Raw genomic sequence first — 16,531 nt, 5'->3', positions numbered from 1 at the left:
AAAATCCTCCTTTTTATTATTTATTAATATTACTAACTTTCATTATTCTTTTACCGATCCCATGGTAATACCGGCAGTAAAGTATCTTTGGAAAATCATAAAGATAATAAGCATGGGAATCGCTGCCACTGCTGCGCCTGCCATTTTATACCCATAGTTAGGACTGATTTCCTGCATAATACTGGCCGTACCAACCATCAAAGTCATCATGTCCTTACTTCTGGCAATCAGCATCTGCCACAAATAATCATTCCATATATTTACAAAATTCAGAATGAATAGTGCTCCGATACCCGGTTTCACAATCGGAATAATCAACGTTGCGAAAATCTTAAATTCACTAGCTCCGTCTAATTTACCTGATTCCCGGATGGAATCCGGAACCGTATCAAAGAAACCTTTTAACAGGAACACACCAAACGTACTGGCCACGTTGGGCAGAATCATTCCCGAATACGTATCACTCAGATCCAACTTCGTAATAATCTGAAACAGCGGCACGATGAAAATTTCCTTTGGGATCATCAATGCTCCGATAAATACGGCATAAATCAGCATCCGTCCCTTAAACCGCAGTTTCGAAACCGAATATGCCGCCAACGAAGAACAGAGAACCACCAAAAGCGTCGTCGTCAGAGCCACTAAAAAGCTGTTAAATGCCCATCGAAATGCCGGCTGTCCCTTAAAAAGATCCACATAGTTCTGATACCGGAAGGTTTTCGGCCACCAGTCCGGAGGCATCTTAAAGATCTCTGCCGAGGACTTAAAGGAACTTGTAATCAGGTAGTAGAATGGAAACAAGTTAACTATCGCATATAACAGCACCAAAATATTCACAAACAGATCCAACGGCTCCATATGCTTTAGTTTCTGGAAAAAGTTTTTCTTCTTCACTTTTTATCCTCCTTTCCACTCATAGATGCAAACAGAGGAAGTGCAATAATAACTGCCATAATAAACATCAGTACACCGACGGCTGCAGCAATGTTTTTCTTGTTATAATTAAACGCATTTCGGTACAGATAATACATCATCGACATAGACGCATTATTCGGTCCTCCGTCGGACAACAGTTGGATAATAACAAACAACTTCAATATGGAAATGACAGTTGTTACCGTTAAATATAATGTAGTAGCCTTTACCAACGGAATAATAATCTTCAGAGAAATCTGAAGCTTACTTGCACCATCCACCCTTGCAGCCTCTAACATTTCCCCGGAAATTCCGTTCATGGTTGCCACATACATAATAACGCAAGTACCAACGCTGGCTACAATGGTTACAAATGCGATAACCCACAGCACTGTTTTTGGATTTCCCAAAAGATTGATGGTTCCGGAACTTGCCTTCCCCAAATAGTAATTCACCAGACCATTTGCAGGATTTAATAAGAACTTCCAAACCATACCCATTACAACTGCTGAAACGATAACCGGTAAATAAATGCTGCTGCGAACAAAAGAAACATAACGAGGACTCTTGTCAAAAATCGCCAGTGATATAATCATACCCAGAAGGAGCATTCCTCCCGTTACCACTACAACCAGAAAAACGGTATTCAACACACTTTTCTGAAAAAACGGATCCTGAAACAACGTTATGTAATTCTGCAAACCCACAAAGGTATTCTCTACTGCAGTCGTCTTATAAAGGCTTATCCGAAATCCTTCAAAAATAGGATAAATGGTAAACACTGCAAAAAGCAGAAGCTGCGGTAAAACAAACAAAAAACCCGCTATGGATTCACTTCGAAGCTTTTTCTTCCTTTTTGTCATACTTCACTTCTCCTTTGAAATATGGTTGTTCATCAGCAATACTTTGAAATTGCCTCATCAATCATTTTTACACATCTTTCGACATGAACCATATCCTCTTCAAAAAGTCCTGACAACGGCTTTCGAACTCCACCCAATTCGATTCCTTCTCTTCTTTTTATGATTTCCTTGATAGCCGCATACATATTGCCCTTGCAGGAACACATCTCATAAATAATCTTGTCTGCATCGTACTGAATCGGACAGGCTTTCTCATATTCTCCCTTTTTGCACAGCTCAAAAATCTTCAGATACAGTTCCGGCATCACGCCGTAGGTGCCGCCGATGGCTCCGTCTGCTCCGATAGCCAGGCCGCCGACAAGCTGCTCGTCCGGTCCATTAAATACTGCAAAATCATTTCCGCCGTACATCTTAAACATCTGGATATCCTGAATCGGCATAGAACTGTTCTTTACACCCGCCACTCTGGGATTTTTCAGCATTTCATGAAACAGCGGCATCGTAAGCGCCGTTCCTGCCAACTGTGGAATATTATAAATAATAAAATCCGTATCAGGCGCCGCTGATGAGATATCGTTCCAATACTGTGCAATAGAATGCTCTGGAAGATGGAAGTAGATAGGCGGAATCGACGCTACCGCATCGACGCCATGCTTCTGTGCATGAGCTGCCAGTTCACAGCTGTCTTCCGTATTATTGCACGCAACATGTGCAATCACGGTCATTTTACCCTTGGCAACCTCCATTAAGGCTTCCAACTGTTTTTTTCTTTCCTCCACTCTCTGATAAATACATTCTCCGGAAGAACCTCCTACATAAACACCCTTCACACCCTTTTTAACCAGATACTCTGCCCAGGCCTGTGTATGATCTACGCTGACGGTACCGTCCTCTGCATAACATGCGTAAAATGCCGGAATAATTCCCTGATACTTGCTGATGTCTCTCATTGTGTTTTTCTCCTTCTTTTATCACATATTCTTAATTATTCAAACCAACTCGGAAGCTGTTCTTTCATCTTACGGAAATAATGATCTACCTGCTCATCGGAAAAAGTCTGATACGGCGGATAGAGCCGCATCGGAAATTCTGGAATCGAAGCTTTTGCATATAACTTATCATAAGCTGCATTGATTACAGGCGTATTGCAGGTCTCAAAGAGAATTTCCTGAGAAACAGCCACTTCCTTTTCCAGCGCAACAAGAGTATCGATATCCTTTTCGACACCGGCCTGATACAGCTTCCATGCCGTCGGAAGATGCGAAGAAATACTGGAAAACAACATACTGCATTCTCCGAAAAGGCAACCATATCCATAGCCATATTCGCTTAATACAAACTGAATGGGTGTCTCTGCCCTGACCACATTGATAACATCTTCCAACGAATCGTTCATAAATTTCACAGCTGCAAGATTCGGGATCTCCTTTGCAAGTCGAATATAATCCTTTGCACGAAGCAGTTTTTTCGAACGTCCTCCGTTGTTATAATGCATAAATTTACAATCGGGAAATGGATCGCACACCTGATGGAAGAAAATATCCACTTCCTTATCGGTCAGCGCTCCCCAGGAGGGAAATGAAATCTGGAAATCTCTGGCTCCAAGATCGTATGCGATCTCCAAACGTCTGAGAATCTGTGTTGCCGAAAGACAAATCACTCCCACAATGGGCGTTGTATCTGTTCCGGATAATTCGTCGATGAATGTTTTGGTTATCTCAGTAAACTCTTCGTCATTTACAGCATAACCTTCTCCGGCTGTCCCAAAAATGTACACATACTTCAAACCGCCTTCTGCCAGATTTCTGACACCCTTACGAAATAACGCTTCATCAAACGAAAAATCCTCTTTCCAGGGAATCAAAGCCGCTCCTAATCCCATTCTTGAATATCTCTTTTTCATCTTTCTTCTCCTCTCTCGTAACTTTCTCTTATAAACGGCTTACGAAAACGTCTTTCTAAGCCGCAGCATCGCTTCTTCTAAACGAAAACGGGGGCAGGCACATACCATACGAACAAAGGATTCTCCTCCTTCTATAAATTCATCACCCCGTGTCACCGCAATATGAGCCTCATTGACAATTTTATCAATGATTTCATCCTGGCTAAGCCCCGTTTCCCGAAAATCCAACCATAAAAAGTAGGTGGCTTCCGGAACATAGGCATGAATGGCCGGTATATATTTCTTAATATAATCTACCGCATATTCTGCATTGGACAGAAGATAACTTTGTAACGCGTCTACCCACTCTCCTCCATTTTCATAACCGCCGATCATAGCTTCGATACCCAGGGTATTTTTTACCTTCAGGCCAGAAGCTAAAAGCTTCTTCTGAAAACGTTGGCGAAGCTCTTTGTTTTTCATGATCGCATAGGCCGTACATAAGCCTGCAATATTAAACGTCTTAGTCGGGGAATATAAGGCAATTCCGATCTCTCTCGCTTTCTCATTTCCGGTTCCAAATAGTGGTGTAAAAGAATGCGTCAATGTCATATCTGCATGAATTTCATCGGACAACAGATATACTTGATAACGAAAACACAAATCAATTAATTGTGAAAGTTCTTCCCTGCTCCAGATACGTCCTGTAGGATTATGGGGAGAACATAAGATAAACATGGTGACCCGTTCCTCAGACATCTGTTTTTCCATAAGTTCAAAATCCATGTACCAGAAATCCCCACTTCTTTTCAAAGGAGAGGGCACCAGCGTTCTTTCATTATGATTTACTGCATTTTCAAAGGCATGATAGCCCGGAGCAGAAATCAAAATGCTGTCGCCTTTTTCTGTAAATGCCTGAATGGCCATAGAAACGCCGCCCAACACGCTGGCAACAGGCACAATCTCTTCAAAGGATAACTCCTGATGAAGTCTTGTCTTGTGCCATTGAATAATACTCTTCTGATAACGCTCTGGCATCTTCATATATCCAAAAATCGGATGTTCCATACGTTTTTGGATGGCATCCATAATAGCTTTAGGACAGGCAAAATCCATATCCGCCGTCCACATGGGCAACATATCGTCTGCTTCGACAGAATAAGGAATATCATCCCATTTACTGCTGTCTGTATTCCGACGATCAATATCTGCATCAAACGAATATATCATTTCTCACCTCCTTTTTTTCTTATCATAACATAAACATTTTTATTTTCAACACATCTTCACGTAATTAAAAATACTTTCACCATTTTGTTGTATTTACACAATTATTTTTCATTATTCAAAAATATTATGTGTATTATAAACAATCTTTTGAACGTTCTTTCTCAAGAGAACCGGTTTACGGTTCTAAAACACATCTGCATACCAATCCCCAAAATGAACCTCCCGCCCGCCTGGAGGGCTGATCCTCTTCTTTCGCTACCTCCACAGCCTCTGTAAAGCGGCAGGCACAGCGAATGAAACGAAGATCGTTGGCTTCTACCCAGGCGATAATATCTTCTTCACGAATCAGATACAAAGAACGGATCAGTTCCATCCCCGGAAAATTAGTGCTGTGAAGTTTGGACATCATAGTCTGAATCTGCCCCATACAGCATTCCCGTGAGAATGTTTTCGATTACATCATCAAAATGATGACCAAAAGCGATCTTATTGCAGCCCAGTTTTTCCGCCTCGCTGTAGAGACAGCCCCCCGCATACGTGCGCAAAGATAACAGGGCGAAAAAGTTCCTGAAACAGCTTTGCCATCACCATAGAATCTTTCCCGCTGGAGCTGCACACAGCAACCCGGTCTCCATCCTGAATCATCTGGTACTCATACCTTCTGTGTAAGAGCACTCGAGCAGATGCAGGCAAAAGGATTTGACCTGTATACATTCCTGCCATTACTTTCGGTATATCTCGGGCATAAGCACATAACCGAGACAGAATACTATCTGAGGATGCTTGATGAACATTTTGACTCCATCCTTGACAAGTCGTCATCCTACACCCCGGAGTTATTCCCAAAATACAGCCCTGTTCAATCCTCATTTGCAAAAATTAATTTACAGAGATAGTTTATTCTAATTCTTTAATTTTTTCTTTGAATATAGGAATTTGCTATGTACAAAAATGTATTTTGTATGCTATTATCGTATTGTACTGATTTGTATTTTTCCATACTTATTATATAAATAATATATTCACGATTATGGAGAAAATTATGAAATACAGATATTGCCGCTGGATCGCCCTGTTCACGGGTGCTTCCGCTGGACTTTGTCCTGAATTTATGAATGCCATCTATGCTGATTCCAGATACGGCCTGATCAGAGAGGTCTGGCTTATTGATAAAGACCTGAAGGCTATGCAGTCCATTGCGGACCGCTTTCCGGGGAAAAAGGTCAGAATGATCCTTCTGGATCTGTCTGATCTGCAGCAGATCAAAAGCTTTTCCCTTCTTTTAAAGACTTATGATCCCTATATCAGACTCATGATCAACAATATTTCCCAGGAGTCTATTGGTAACTTCACTGATTACAGTGCACAGGATATAGAGGCTCTTATAAATATTAATGCCACAGCCCCCGTTCTTCTTTTGAAGCTCTGTCAGCCTCATATCATGATCGGGTCTGTGGTCATCATGTTCTCCTCTGCCGGCAGCATTGTGCCACTGGATGACAACGGTCTCTTTGGCTCTGCCAAGCAGTTCTGTTATTATTTCTCGCTTTCCATTTTTCACGAGCTGATGTGGGATGGCATCCGGATCATGGCTGCCTGTCCGGGACATATGGACGATATGAAGCTCCGTAATAAAGAAAGGCGCAGCTATCGTATGAATCCCCTTCCCGTCACGAACAACCAGCGGCTGGCTGCCAACATCCTGAAGCATGCAGAAAACGGAAAAGCCTCCTATACTCCTGGGCTTTTTTACAAAATTTATCGTTTTATAGTACGTTTTGGCTCCCATGAGAAGCTGATGGAAAATTCCTACCGTTTCTATTGACTTCCACCGGCAGGTCACTGCCGGTGGATTTTTATTTTGTCGCAATCCGAAAAGCTGCAGATCCTGTACATATTCTTACGGCTGATCGCCCCAAGCTCTTCCAGGGTATTGATCATTCGATATACAGTAGCAGTTCCGATCTTCGGATCCAGACTGGAGGCTTTGAAATAGATCTCCTTACAGCAGGAGCATTCTGATCCAAGGATCACATCAAGAAGTATCATTCTCTGTTTGGTGATCCGACATCCTCTTTCCTTCATTTTCCGGACAATCATCTCTTTCTGCTGCACAACGGTATGGTACTGTTCTGCTTCCTGAGACATTTCTTTTGTTACTTCCTGTACCATACAACCTCCTTTTCTTATGCCTGGTTTTTCAGAATCTTTTCACCATTAAAGGATAAGGAATTGCTTTCCTTATAAGGACGGAACAACAGATAAAGGATCGCTGCTATAAACACAAAGGCTACAACTGTTCCCAGTCCGAAAGCACCTGTTGTGATCAGTGTACCGATCTGATAGATGCAAAGTGCTACTACATAAGCAAGTCCGCACTGATATCCGATTGCAAACCAGAACCATTTGACATTGTTCATCTCACGCTTGATCGCACCCATGGCTGCGAAGCAGGGAGCACACAGAAGGTTAAATACCAGGAATCCATACGCTGCAACAGGAGTCATAACCTGTGCCAGGCTTCCCCAGATTTCTGAGCCATCTTCTGCAACCTCAGCAAAGCCAAAGAGCAGACCGAAGGTTGCTACGACATTTTCCTTTGCGATCAGTCCGCTGACAGCTGCCACTGCCATCTTCCAGCCTTCACCAGCCTGGGTCCAGCCAAGGGGAGCAAAGATCCATGCGATCGCAGAACCGATCTTAGCGAGGATACTTGCATCAAGCTGCTCAGCCTCCAGCATGCCAAAGCTTCCATCAACCCATCCAAAGCTCATCAGGAACCAGAGAATAATAGTGGAAAGAAGGATGATCGTACCAGCCTTCTTAATGAAGGACCAGCCTCTCTCCCATACACTTCTTAAAACATTGCCAACGGTAGGCCAGTGATAGGCAGGCAGCTCCATAACGAAGGGTGCCGGATCACCTGCAAACATTTTTGTCTTCTTTAAAATAATACCGGAACAGATGATCGCAGCCACACCTACGAAGTATGCACTCCATGAAACCCAGCCTGCATTATCAAAGAATGCACCTGCGATCAGGGCAATAATGGGAAGCTTGGCACCACAGGGAACAAATGTGGTTGTCATGATCGTCATCTTACGGTCTCTGTCGTTCTCGATCGTACGGGAGGCCATAACACCGGGAACGCCGCATCCGGAGCCGATCAGCATAGGGATAAAGCTCTTTCCGGAAAGGCCGAATTTACGGAAGATACGATCCATGATAAATGCAACACGAGCCATGTAACCACAGGATTCCAGGAATGCCAGGAACAGGAACAGCACCAGCATCTGAGGTACGAAGCCAAGTACGGCACCAACACCAGAGATCACACCATCTACGATCAGTCCTGTCAGCCAGTCAGCACATCCGATATTCTCGAACAGTGTCTGCGCACCGGGAATGATCCACTCGCCAAACAGGGTATCATTGGTCCAGTCTGTCAGGAATGCACCAACGGTTGTTACGGAAACATAATAAACAAGGAACATCACTACAGCAAAGATAGGAAGTGCTGCCCACCTGTTAGTAACGATCTTATCGATCTTATCAGATGTTGTCAGCTTCTCTTTCTTGTTTGCCTTGGTTACGCACTCACCCATAATAGAGGAAATGTAAACATATCTTTCATTTGTGATAATACTTTCGGTATCATCATCAAATTTATCTTCCAGCTCTTTGATCTGCGCTGATACATCAGGAACCTGTTTCATCAGCTCTGAGATCTTGTCATCCTTTTCCAGAAGCTTGATTGCGAAAAATCTCCTCTGCTCCTCTGCAATATCGGACCCAAGCTTACCTTCTACTGCTGTGATCACATCCTCCACCTCTTTTGCAAAGCTGTGGACATGAGGGGTTTCCTGTTTCTGCTGTGCAAGCACTACTGCCTTTTCTGCTGCCTTTTCGATACCGGTTCCCTTCAGGGCAGAGATCGGAACTACCTCGCAGCCAAGCTTCTTTCCAAGCTTATCCATATGTACCTTATCACCACTTTTATCAACGATATCCATCATATTGACAGCCATGACAACCGGGATCCCAAGCTCCATGATCTGTGTGGAAAGATACAGGTTTCTTTCAATATTAGTACCATCTACGATATTGATGATCGCATCTGGTCTTTCAGCGATCAGATAGTTTCTTGCTACAACCTCCTCCAGTGTATAAGGGGACAGGGAATAGATACCCGGTAAGTCCATGATGGTAACATCCTTGTGTCCCTTCAGCTTTCCTTCTTTTTTCTCTACTGTTACACCAGGCCAGTTTCCAACGAACTGATTGGAACCGGTCAGTGCATTGAACAATGTGGTCTTACCACAGTTCGGATTTCCTGCCAATGCGATTTTAACTGACATATCTCTCCTCTTTTCCTGTACCTGTATGGTACACATTTGATGTTATTCGCTTGATACTTAGATTAGTTTTGACTAACATTTAGCTAAAAAATAAATGCCTACTCCACCTGGATCATTTCGGCATCTGCTTTACGCAAGGATAATTCATATCCTCTTACGGTAACCTCAACCGGATCACCAAGAGGTGCTACTTTCCTTACATAAATCTCTACACCCTTTGTGATTCCCATATCCATGATACGTCTCTTCACAGGGCCTTCTCCTGTCAGCTTTGTCACCTTGACAGTCTGCCCACAGGCAACTTCTTTTAATGTTTTCATAGCAGCTCCTTTTCTAAACCATAATTTTATTTGCCATATCCTTGCCGATCGCAACACGTGAATCCTTTATATTCACGATCATGTTTCCATCCGTCTCGGATATCACAGTTACTGTTCCACCGACTACAAAACCAAGATTCTCCAGAAAACGTCTTGTTTCCTCCTTGCCGCCAACCTTTTTGATCACATTCGGTTTCCCGGCTTCCATCATTGATAAAGGCATCATACCATCCTCCTTTGTTAATGAGAATCATTATCCCGTCTTCGGTAGTTAGTATATGCTAATCGTCATTAGATGTCAATAACTTTTTGTAAAAATATGCACAGGAAAATGCCTATCAGCCTCTCTCTGAAGAAAGCCACTGTCTAACGGCATCTGCGTCACTGCAGATGCCCATGCAGACCAGCCTGTGCATAGCCTGCATTTCTGCCTCCTGCGCCGCTGCCATCTTCTGCACTGCTGCTGTCTTCTGCACTGCTGTCATCCTCTGTGCTCTGACACTGTTATTACTGAGCATCATCCCATAACAGAAGATTCTGGAAAGAGCATTCCTTGCAAGGAACTGCAGCATTTCTTCCGAAAGCGGCGGTGTGAAATGCTCTGCTTCAAATACTGCCTCCAAAAGCTCTAATGGCGGATTTTTACTGTTATTTTCCACTTCCTGCTGCCGGATCCTCTTTCCAATAACAGAATCCATGCTCATAGTATTGGCAAGCCGCATCAGACAGTCTGCTTTACTGATCTCCTTTTCCATTTTTCCAAGGAGAAAATCTATTTTTTCATACAATGTTTTCTGTTCTGTGATCCCCTGATAGATCCAGTGACAATACTGATCTACGTTGTAGCAGATGGATCTGGCGATCATATCTTCCTTATCTGAAAAGTAACCGTAGGCTGTTCCCTTGCCGATTCCCGCCTTTGCTGTGATCTCTGAAACAGTCAGTCCTGAAAGATCTGCCCCCTCCATAAACAGATCAACGACCGCCTGATATATAGCTTTTTCCTTTACAGTAGGTGTTTCTTTATTCATCAGCCTGCTCCTTTTTTCCTTCTTTCAGAAACAATTTCTTTCTGCCACGCTTTCCCCTCTCTTTTCCTCTCGAGAAAACATCATAAATACAGGGGATCACGATCAGGGTAAGTAATGTGCCATAAGTCAGTCCACCAATGGTTACCACCGACATTGGCCTTGACATATCTGCACCCATATCATGACTGAATACCATGGTGGAAAGAGCCAGTATCGTGGTCATGGCTGTCATCAATACCGGACGCATTCTGGTTCTTCCCGCTGTCATGATCGCCTCTTTCTTTTCCATACCCTGTGCACGGAGCTGGTTGATGTAATCTACCAGCACGATACCATTATTTACGATGATACCTGACAACATGACAAAGCCGATCAGTGCGATCACACTGACTTCGCTTCCGCTGATCAGCAGTCCAAGGAAACCGCCGGTAAATGCCAGTGGAATGGTGAACATGATGATAAACGGTGACAGCAGTGACTGAAACTGTGCTACCATGATCAGGTACATGAAGATCAGTGCAAGGATCAGCATCAGATATAGCTGCTGCATGGCATCTGTGATCGTTTCATTTTCACCGGTCATTTCAATGGTATAACCATCCGGCAGCTCATAATCTTCCAGTGCCTTTTCCACTGCATCAGAAACAAGTCCGATATTATAGCCATCTGCCAGCTGCGCCGTTACCGGAATATATCTGGTCTGGTTCAGTCTGTTTACGGACATGGATGTTTCTGTATCTTCAAAGGTAGCAAGCTCCGAAAGCTTCACTGTTTCCTTGCTGCCATCATTCTTTGTGCGGTCAAGTGTCAGATCTTTTACCAGCTCCCTGGTAAGTGTCATATCCTCTGCATTCTTTACATATACATCATAATCACGGATCTCGGTTTCCAGAGAGGTTGCACTGGTAGCTGCCGCAAGCTTACCCTGTATCTGCTGGAATACCTGTGCCACCGTAAATCCATGTTCGATTGCCTTATCTCTGTCAACAATGATCCGCAGCTCCCCGGTACTTTCCTCAAGACCATCTGAAACCTCTGTGGTTCCTTCCACACCTTCTACAATCCCGGCTACCTCCTTAGCCAGCTCCTGCAGGGTATCCAGCTCTCTTCCTTTGATCTGTACTGTGATGCCGCTTCCTCCCATGGCACTCATATCCATGCTTGAGGTTTCAATGGCGATCTCCGCATCCTCTCTCTCTACAATATCTGAAATTCTGTTTTCGATCTCATCCGCGATCACTTCATTGGATCTCTTTTTATTCTCATCAAGAGAAATATATACCGCAGTTTCATTGGTGGAGGAATTTCCGTTTCCTGTCAGCATAGTCAGGGAAGAAGCATTCGCCATAGCACCAATATCCACTACCTCATCAATTTCTGCAATTTTATAAAGTATTTCATCTGTCACCTCTCCTGTATGGGAAAGTGGTGTATCCTTCGGCAGGGTCACTGTCATGGAGATCTGTGTACTGTCCATATCCGGCATGAAGGCAGTTCCCTTTGCAAAGGCTGCCGCCGCACTTCCAACCAGCAGTACGAGCACCAGCAGGAATACCACAGGCTTTGTCTTAAGTGCAAATGCAAGTACCTTTTCATAAGCTTTAATCAGACCGCCAAAGAACCTTCCATCCTCTTTTGGGGTTACTCTGGAAAGTACACCGGATGCCATAGCCGGCACTACGGTCAGAGCCACGATCAGGCTGGCAAGCAGGGAATACGCAATGGTCAGTCCCATATCCACAAAGAGCTGTCTGGTAATTCCTTCAGTAAATACAATAGGAAGGAATACACACACGGTTGTCAGCGTGGATGCAAGAATCGCACCTGCTACCTCCCCGGCACCCTGAATAGCTGCCTCTTTGGCTGAATATCCTTCTCCCCGCAGCCTGTATATGTTCTCAATAACTACGATAGAGTTGTCCACCAGCATTCCTACACCAAGGGCAAGTCCTGACAGGGAGATCACATTCAGGGTCACACCACTGAAATACATACAGACAATAGCTGTGATCAGACTGATCGGGATGGACACAGCAACTACCATGGTAGGTCTGATATCCTTCAGGAAAAGGATCAGGATCAGGATTGCCAGCAGCGCTCCCACCAGTACGTTGTTGATAATGGAATCCATAACAAGATCTATATAAATGCCCTGATCCATCAGCGTGATCAGTGTCAGGTTTTCATTTTCCTCCTGCAGATCCTTGAACTTCTCCTTGATCCTGTCAGAAACATCACCGGTAGAATACCCCGTCTGCTTCTGGATGGTCAGCATGACACCTGGATTACCGTTGACATTGGTGTAAATATCTGCGGAATTATCTGTCATAAAGACGTCTGCTACATCCTCCAGATAAATAATGTCCACACCATCCATCTCGGTATTCATGATCGGCATTTTCTTCAGAGCTTCTACATCCTCCGGCTTGTCACCTACCCTTACCAGATAGTCAATGCCATCCTCTGTCACATATCCTGCCGGCATGGAAAAGTTCTGGGCTGCCAGTAGGGATTTTACTGTACTTACCGTTAAAATACCATTCATATCTGCCTGATCGTAGGCGTTCTGTCTGTTTTCTTCCAGATCCTCTTCACTCTCTGCAAGCTGCTTTAAGGAATCCTGCAGCTTCTTTGCTGATTCATTCAGCTGCTCCTCGCCTTCCTTTAGCTGTTCCCAGCCGGAATCAATCTGTTCCTGTCCGGACTCGATCTGCTTCTGCCCGGATTCCAGCTGCTTTTCACTGGCTTCTATCTGGGCTTCTGCTGTCGTGATCTGCATTTCACCAAGGCTGATCGTAGTCTGGGCGTTGGCAAACTCAATCGCCGCCGTCAGATTTCCCTTATAAAGCTCTGTCAGACCGCTGTCCAGCTTGGCAATATTTCCTTCTATCTCGGAAAGGACTGACTGCATGCTGGCTATGTAAGCCTCCGCGCCAAGACCGCCGGTGTTGGCGTTGAGGCTGGCTTCCATGTTGGTGATCGTTGTCTCTGTTACTGTCTTTTGCTGTGTTGCAGCAGTTTCTATCGCTGTAAGTGCTGTTAAAGCTTCAGCTGCACTGGAAGTTTCAGTTAAAGCACAGGGAACTTCCATGGAAGCTGCTAATGCATTAATCTGTTCTGCTGTTGCTGTATCAATATTGCCAGATGTTTGCACTATAGCCCTCAATCCAGCTATACTCATAAGAACTTTATCGAGCTGGGAAACACCAGCATTCGCCTTCTTAATTCCGTCTTCCAGAGACTTTACGGTAGTGATCTGGGAGGTAATATGCACCTTGCTGGCTTCCAGATCAGCCTTTGCCGTCAGCAGCTCCTTCTCTGCCTGTGCCAGCTTCTCAGTGCTTTCACTCTTTTTGGAGGAAAGCTCATTCTTTCCTTCTTCCAGCTTCGTCTTGTTCTCTGCAAGCTCAGCCTTGCCGTCAGCAAGCTTCTGCCTGCTGTCCTCCAGTTCCTTTTTATTCTTATCCAGTTCTTCCTGACTGTCGTTCAGCTGCTGTCTGGATTCATCAAGATCTGCACGGGAATCGTTCAGCTTTTCCTGTCCGTCATAAATCTCCTGTCTGCCATCAGCAAGCTGCTGCTCTGCATCCTTCAGTTCTTCATCGATCGAACCAAATACCTGCTCATTGATTGCATCGATCTTATCCTGTCTGATGATGACATTTACACTTTCCTCGATCAGACCGGTGGCACTGGCTGATGCAACGCCTTCTATACTCTCCAGATCAGGTATGACCGTATTCTGCGTGATATCCGTCACCTCTGCATTCGTCATTCCCTCACCGCCAACAGCTGCGATCATAACCGGCAGCATATCCGGGTTCAGCTTCATAATGATCGGATTGCCTATATCATCACTCCAGTAGCTTTTGATCTGATCCAGATTCTCCCGTATTTCCAGTGAAACGGCATTCATATCTGCGGACTGTGCAAACTCCAGAATGACCATGGAGTAGTTTTCACTGGATACCGAACTGATGCTTTCGATATTGCTGACTGTGGCCATGGAGCCTTCCACTGGCTGCGTTACAGTCATTTCCACTGTTTCCGGACTGGCTCCCGGATATGTAGTCATAACGATCACGTAAGGAAGGCTGATATTTGGCAGCAGATCAGTGCTCATCTTCATCATGGATACCACTCCAAGAACGATCACCAGAACCACTGCTACCAGAACAGTATAAGGTTTCTTTACGCTAAATTTCCCCAGCATTTCCTACTCCTCTTTCATACCTGATAAATTTTCTCATTTTCCGGCCGACCGGTCGGACGGAACTACTGACAGTATAAAAGCAGGAAAAAGAAATGTCAATAACTTCCTTTTTCCTGCTCTGATCCTCTCACGTTATGATCTGATTTCTGCTTTATACATACACGATCTCAATCTCCCCAAAGCTTACGCTGCCCTTCAGATAGCAGGTAACCCGGCTTTCGCCATTGCATGGTCCTTCTTCCACGCTTCCCGCAAATACACTGATATCCTGCATCACCTTCCACTCTCTCGGAACATACAGCGTTGTCTGTCCAAAGCTGTTAGAAACCTCAACAGTTACTGTCTCCTGTGTTGTCCCTGCCTGATCCAGATACACCTTCAGCTCCCCAAAGGAATTCTGGAAACGACCTCCTTTGAAGTTCGCCGTATCAACATATTTTGCCAGTGCTCCAAAGGAATTGGCGCAGGTCACAAACCCATCCTCTTCTCCCTCTGACGTCTTCTGATATTTGCTGTAATCGTGCTCTCCATATTCCCTTCTGTCCCTGTTTCCACATTTTCTGCTCTTATGCGGAAACAGCATATTAAACCCGCTTGTCAGCAGAATAACGATCCCTGCCACACTCCAAAAGCTTGCCCTGGGAAGTCCGAGCATTTCTGCAAAGGTCAACCATGCCAGTCCGAGGGAAAAGAAGATTCCCCCAAAGCTCCGGTCTGCAATGCTGCTGATCAGAAGCGCCACACATAAAATTCCAATCAATGCACTCCATACGCTGATCTCTGCCGTGATCAGATGCATCTGGCTCAATACCAGAAATACTGCCGCCGTGATCAGTCCCAGTCCCCAAAATATTCTGCTCGCCTTTTTCATATTCCTAACCTCTTTTCTTCTAATTTTTCCTTTAATGCTTTGTAATAGGCTCTTGAAACATAAATACGTTTGTGTGTTCCCTGAAAAGCAATCTCACTGGATGCTGTCAGCGAACGCTGTATTGCGTAGATCCTGTTAAGATTTACTATTGCCGACTTGGATATCCGAAGGAAAGACCCTCCCAGTACCTCTTCCAGCTCATACAGCTTTTTATGTGTTTCAAATAGTTCCGTTTCCGTATGAGCCAGCACCTGCGTCCCTTCTGTCTCAAAAAACAGGATCTTTTCCGTTTCCATATAATATTCCGTATTTTCCTTATACAGAATAATCTGTCCTGCCCTGCCGACTGCTTTTGCAAGAATCTGCTGCAGCTTCATGATATCCGGTGTGATCTCCCGGCAATACAATACAAGCTCTTCCTCTGCTTCCGGATCTACTTCCATTCGCAGCTTCAATTCCTTCACCCCCTGACTGATTGTAATTATATCGAATCAGCCTGAAATGTAAACCGGTTTTCAGTAACAGGTCAGATATCACCGGTAAGTGGATTGAAAATGATCCTTTTCTTTCTTTTTCTCTTGTTTTGCTTCCCCTTTTATCACGATTCGGGGCATGGGGAACTTTTTTCCTCTCCCATGCCCCGCTCTTTTCCTTTTTCTCTTCTTTTGCTTCCCCTTTTATCGCGATTCGGGGCATGGGAAACTTTTTTCTTCTCCCATGCCCCGCTCTTTTCCTTTTTCTCTTCCTTGGCTTCCTCTTTTTCCTCAATTCGGGGCATGGGGAACTTTTTTCTTCTCCCATGCCCCGCTCTTTTCCTTTTTCTCTTCCTTGGCTTCCTCTTTTTCCTC

At 44.5% G+C, this 16,531-nt stretch carries 14 protein-coding genes and 3 pseudogenes; 2 read left to right on the top strand and 15 right to left on the bottom strand.

Annotated features, from left to right (window positions below; genetic code table 11):
* Nucleotides 1-42 precede the first annotated feature (42 nt).
* The 6 genes and pseudogenes from WJQ40_RS07440 to WJQ40_RS07415 form a co-directional block, all read right to left on the bottom strand.
* Nucleotides 43-894: a carbohydrate ABC transporter permease gene (locus WJQ40_RS07440; RefSeq protein WP_262575424.1), complete on the bottom strand. Its 852-nt coding sequence runs from the start codon at nucleotides 892-894 to the stop codon at nucleotides 43-45.
* The gene (locus tag WJQ40_RS07435) at nucleotides 891-1,778 is read right to left on the bottom strand and encodes a sugar ABC transporter permease (RefSeq protein ID WP_337538987.1); all 888 of its coding nucleotides are present in this window, start codon (nucleotides 1,776-1,778) and stop codon (nucleotides 891-893) included. Before WJQ40_RS07435 ends, WJQ40_RS07440 begins: the two co-directional genes overlap by 4 nt.
* Nucleotides 1,779-1,810: 32 nt before the next feature.
* Nucleotides 1,811-2,728, bottom strand: a complete 918-nt coding sequence (locus WJQ40_RS07430) for a dihydrodipicolinate synthase family protein (protein WP_262575426.1) — start codon at nucleotides 2,726-2,728, stop codon at nucleotides 1,811-1,813.
* A 35-nt stretch (nucleotides 2,729-2,763) separates the two neighbouring features.
* On the bottom strand, nucleotides 2,764-3,681 hold the full coding sequence (locus WJQ40_RS07425; RefSeq protein WP_262575428.1) for a dihydrodipicolinate synthase family protein: 918 nt from the start codon (nucleotides 3,679-3,681) through the stop codon (nucleotides 2,764-2,766).
* A 39-nt stretch (nucleotides 3,682-3,720) separates the two neighbouring features.
* Nucleotides 3,721-4,890 (bottom strand): MalY/PatB family protein, encoded by a 1,170-nt coding sequence (locus tag WJQ40_RS07420; protein WP_337538983.1) that lies wholly within the window; start codon nucleotides 4,888-4,890, stop codon nucleotides 3,721-3,723.
* 268 nt (nucleotides 4,891-5,158) lie between these two features.
* Nucleotides 5,159-5,544 (bottom strand): annotated as a pseudogene (locus tag WJQ40_RS07415) (ATP-binding protein); the annotation flags it as partial.
* Between the two features lie 29 nt (nucleotides 5,545-5,573).
* Between WJQ40_RS07415 and WJQ40_RS07410 the strand changes: the two are divergent.
* Entirely contained in the window at nucleotides 5,574-5,786 is a 213-nt protein-coding gene (locus tag WJQ40_RS07410; RefSeq protein ID WP_262575430.1) for a hypothetical protein, read from the top strand.
* Between the two features lie 146 nt (nucleotides 5,787-5,932).
* A complete protein-coding gene (locus WJQ40_RS07405) occupies nucleotides 5,933-6,715 on the top strand; it encodes an SDR family NAD(P)-dependent oxidoreductase (protein ID WP_262575431.1) in 783 nt (260 codons plus the stop codon).
* A gap of 59 nt (nucleotides 6,716-6,774) precedes the next feature.
* Here WJQ40_RS07405 and WJQ40_RS07400 read toward each other — a convergent pair.
* From WJQ40_RS07400 to WJQ40_RS07360, 9 genes and pseudogenes are all read right to left on the bottom strand, one after another.
* A pseudogene (locus tag WJQ40_RS07400) lies at nucleotides 6,775-7,038 on the bottom strand (transcriptional repressor); the annotation flags it as partial.
* A gap of 38 nt (nucleotides 7,039-7,076) precedes the next feature.
* Complete coding sequence (gene feoB / locus WJQ40_RS07395; protein WP_337538980.1) at nucleotides 7,077-9,248, bottom strand: ferrous iron transport protein B; 2,172 nt, start codon at nucleotides 9,246-9,248, stop codon at nucleotides 7,077-7,079.
* A gap of 98 nt (nucleotides 9,249-9,346) precedes the next feature.
* Nucleotides 9,347-9,568, bottom strand: a complete 222-nt coding sequence (locus WJQ40_RS07390) for a ferrous iron transport protein A (protein ID WP_118798683.1) — start codon at nucleotides 9,566-9,568, stop codon at nucleotides 9,347-9,349.
* 13 nt (nucleotides 9,569-9,581) lie between these two features.
* Nucleotides 9,582-9,794 (bottom strand): FeoA family protein, encoded by a 213-nt coding sequence (locus WJQ40_RS07385; RefSeq protein ID WP_262575434.1) that lies wholly within the window; start codon nucleotides 9,792-9,794, stop codon nucleotides 9,582-9,584.
* A 112-nt stretch (nucleotides 9,795-9,906) separates the two neighbouring features.
* Nucleotides 9,907-10,599 carry a TetR/AcrR family transcriptional regulator gene (locus WJQ40_RS07380; RefSeq protein ID WP_337538976.1) on the bottom strand — a complete coding sequence of 231 codons (693 nt, stop codon included), beginning with the start codon at nucleotides 10,597-10,599 and terminating at the stop codon, nucleotides 9,907-9,909.
* Nucleotides 10,592-14,812 (bottom strand): efflux RND transporter permease subunit, encoded by a 4,221-nt coding sequence (locus tag WJQ40_RS07375; protein WP_337538974.1) that lies wholly within the window; start codon nucleotides 14,810-14,812, stop codon nucleotides 10,592-10,594. Before WJQ40_RS07375 ends, WJQ40_RS07380 begins: the two co-directional genes overlap by 8 nt.
* 151 nt (nucleotides 14,813-14,963) lie before the next feature.
* Nucleotides 14,964-15,683 (bottom strand): LiaF domain-containing protein, encoded by a 720-nt coding sequence (locus WJQ40_RS07370; RefSeq protein WP_118798679.1) that lies wholly within the window; start codon nucleotides 15,681-15,683, stop codon nucleotides 14,964-14,966.
* A complete protein-coding gene (locus WJQ40_RS07365) occupies nucleotides 15,680-16,147 on the bottom strand; it encodes a LytTR family DNA-binding domain-containing protein (RefSeq protein WP_337405936.1) in 468 nt (155 codons plus the stop codon). The genes WJQ40_RS07370 and WJQ40_RS07365 overlap by 4 nt, the downstream gene beginning before the upstream one ends.
* Before the next feature lie 134 nt (nucleotides 16,148-16,281).
* Nucleotides 16,282-16,531: pseudogene (locus WJQ40_RS07360) on the bottom strand (hypothetical protein); the annotation flags it as partial.

This window comes from Suilimivivens sp. (genome assembly GCF_037359455.1).
Classification (GTDB): domain Bacteria; phylum Bacillota; class Clostridia; order Lachnospirales; family Lachnospiraceae; genus Suilimivivens; species Suilimivivens aceti.
Note: the sequence above shows the minus strand (reverse complement) of the source record. Positions and strands in the feature narration are given on the sequence as shown.

Coding starts and splice junctions, on each gene's coding strand:
- WJQ40_RS07435 (WP_337538987.1), bottom strand. CDS start 1,778: ATGACAAAAAGGAAGAAAAAGCTTCGAAGTGAATCCATAGCGGGTTTT.
- WJQ40_RS07430 (WP_262575426.1), bottom strand. CDS start 2,728: ATGAGAGACATCAGCAAGTATCAGGGAATTATTCCGGCATTTTACGCA.
- WJQ40_RS07425 (WP_262575428.1), bottom strand. CDS start 3,681: ATGAAAAAGAGATATTCAAGAATGGGATTAGGAGCGGCTTTGATTCCC.
- WJQ40_RS07420 (WP_337538983.1), bottom strand. CDS start 4,890: ATGATATATTCGTTTGATGCAGATATTGATCGTCGGAATACAGACAGC.
- WJQ40_RS07410 (WP_262575430.1), top strand. CDS start 5,574: ATGCAGGCAAAAGGATTTGACCTGTATACATTCCTGCCATTACTTTCG.
- WJQ40_RS07405 (WP_262575431.1), top strand. CDS start 5,933: ATGAAATACAGATATTGCCGCTGGATCGCCCTGTTCACGGGTGCTTCC.
- feoB (WP_337538980.1), bottom strand. CDS start 9,248: ATGTCAGTTAAAATCGCATTGGCAGGAAATCCGAACTGTGGTAAGACC.
- WJQ40_RS07390 (WP_118798683.1), bottom strand. CDS start 9,568: ATGAAAACATTAAAAGAAGTTGCCTGTGGGCAGACTGTCAAGGTGACA.
- WJQ40_RS07385 (WP_262575434.1), bottom strand. CDS start 9,794: ATGATGCCTTTATCAATGATGGAAGCCGGGAAACCGAATGTGATCAAA.
- WJQ40_RS07380 (WP_337538976.1), bottom strand. CDS start 10,599: ATGAATAAAGAAACACCTACTGTAAAGGAAAAAGCTATATATCAGGCG.
- WJQ40_RS07375 (WP_337538974.1), bottom strand. CDS start 14,812: ATGCTGGGGAAATTTAGCGTAAAGAAACCTTATACTGTTCTGGTAGCA.
- WJQ40_RS07370 (WP_118798679.1), bottom strand. CDS start 15,683: ATGAAAAAGGCGAGCAGAATATTTTGGGGACTGGGACTGATCACGGCG.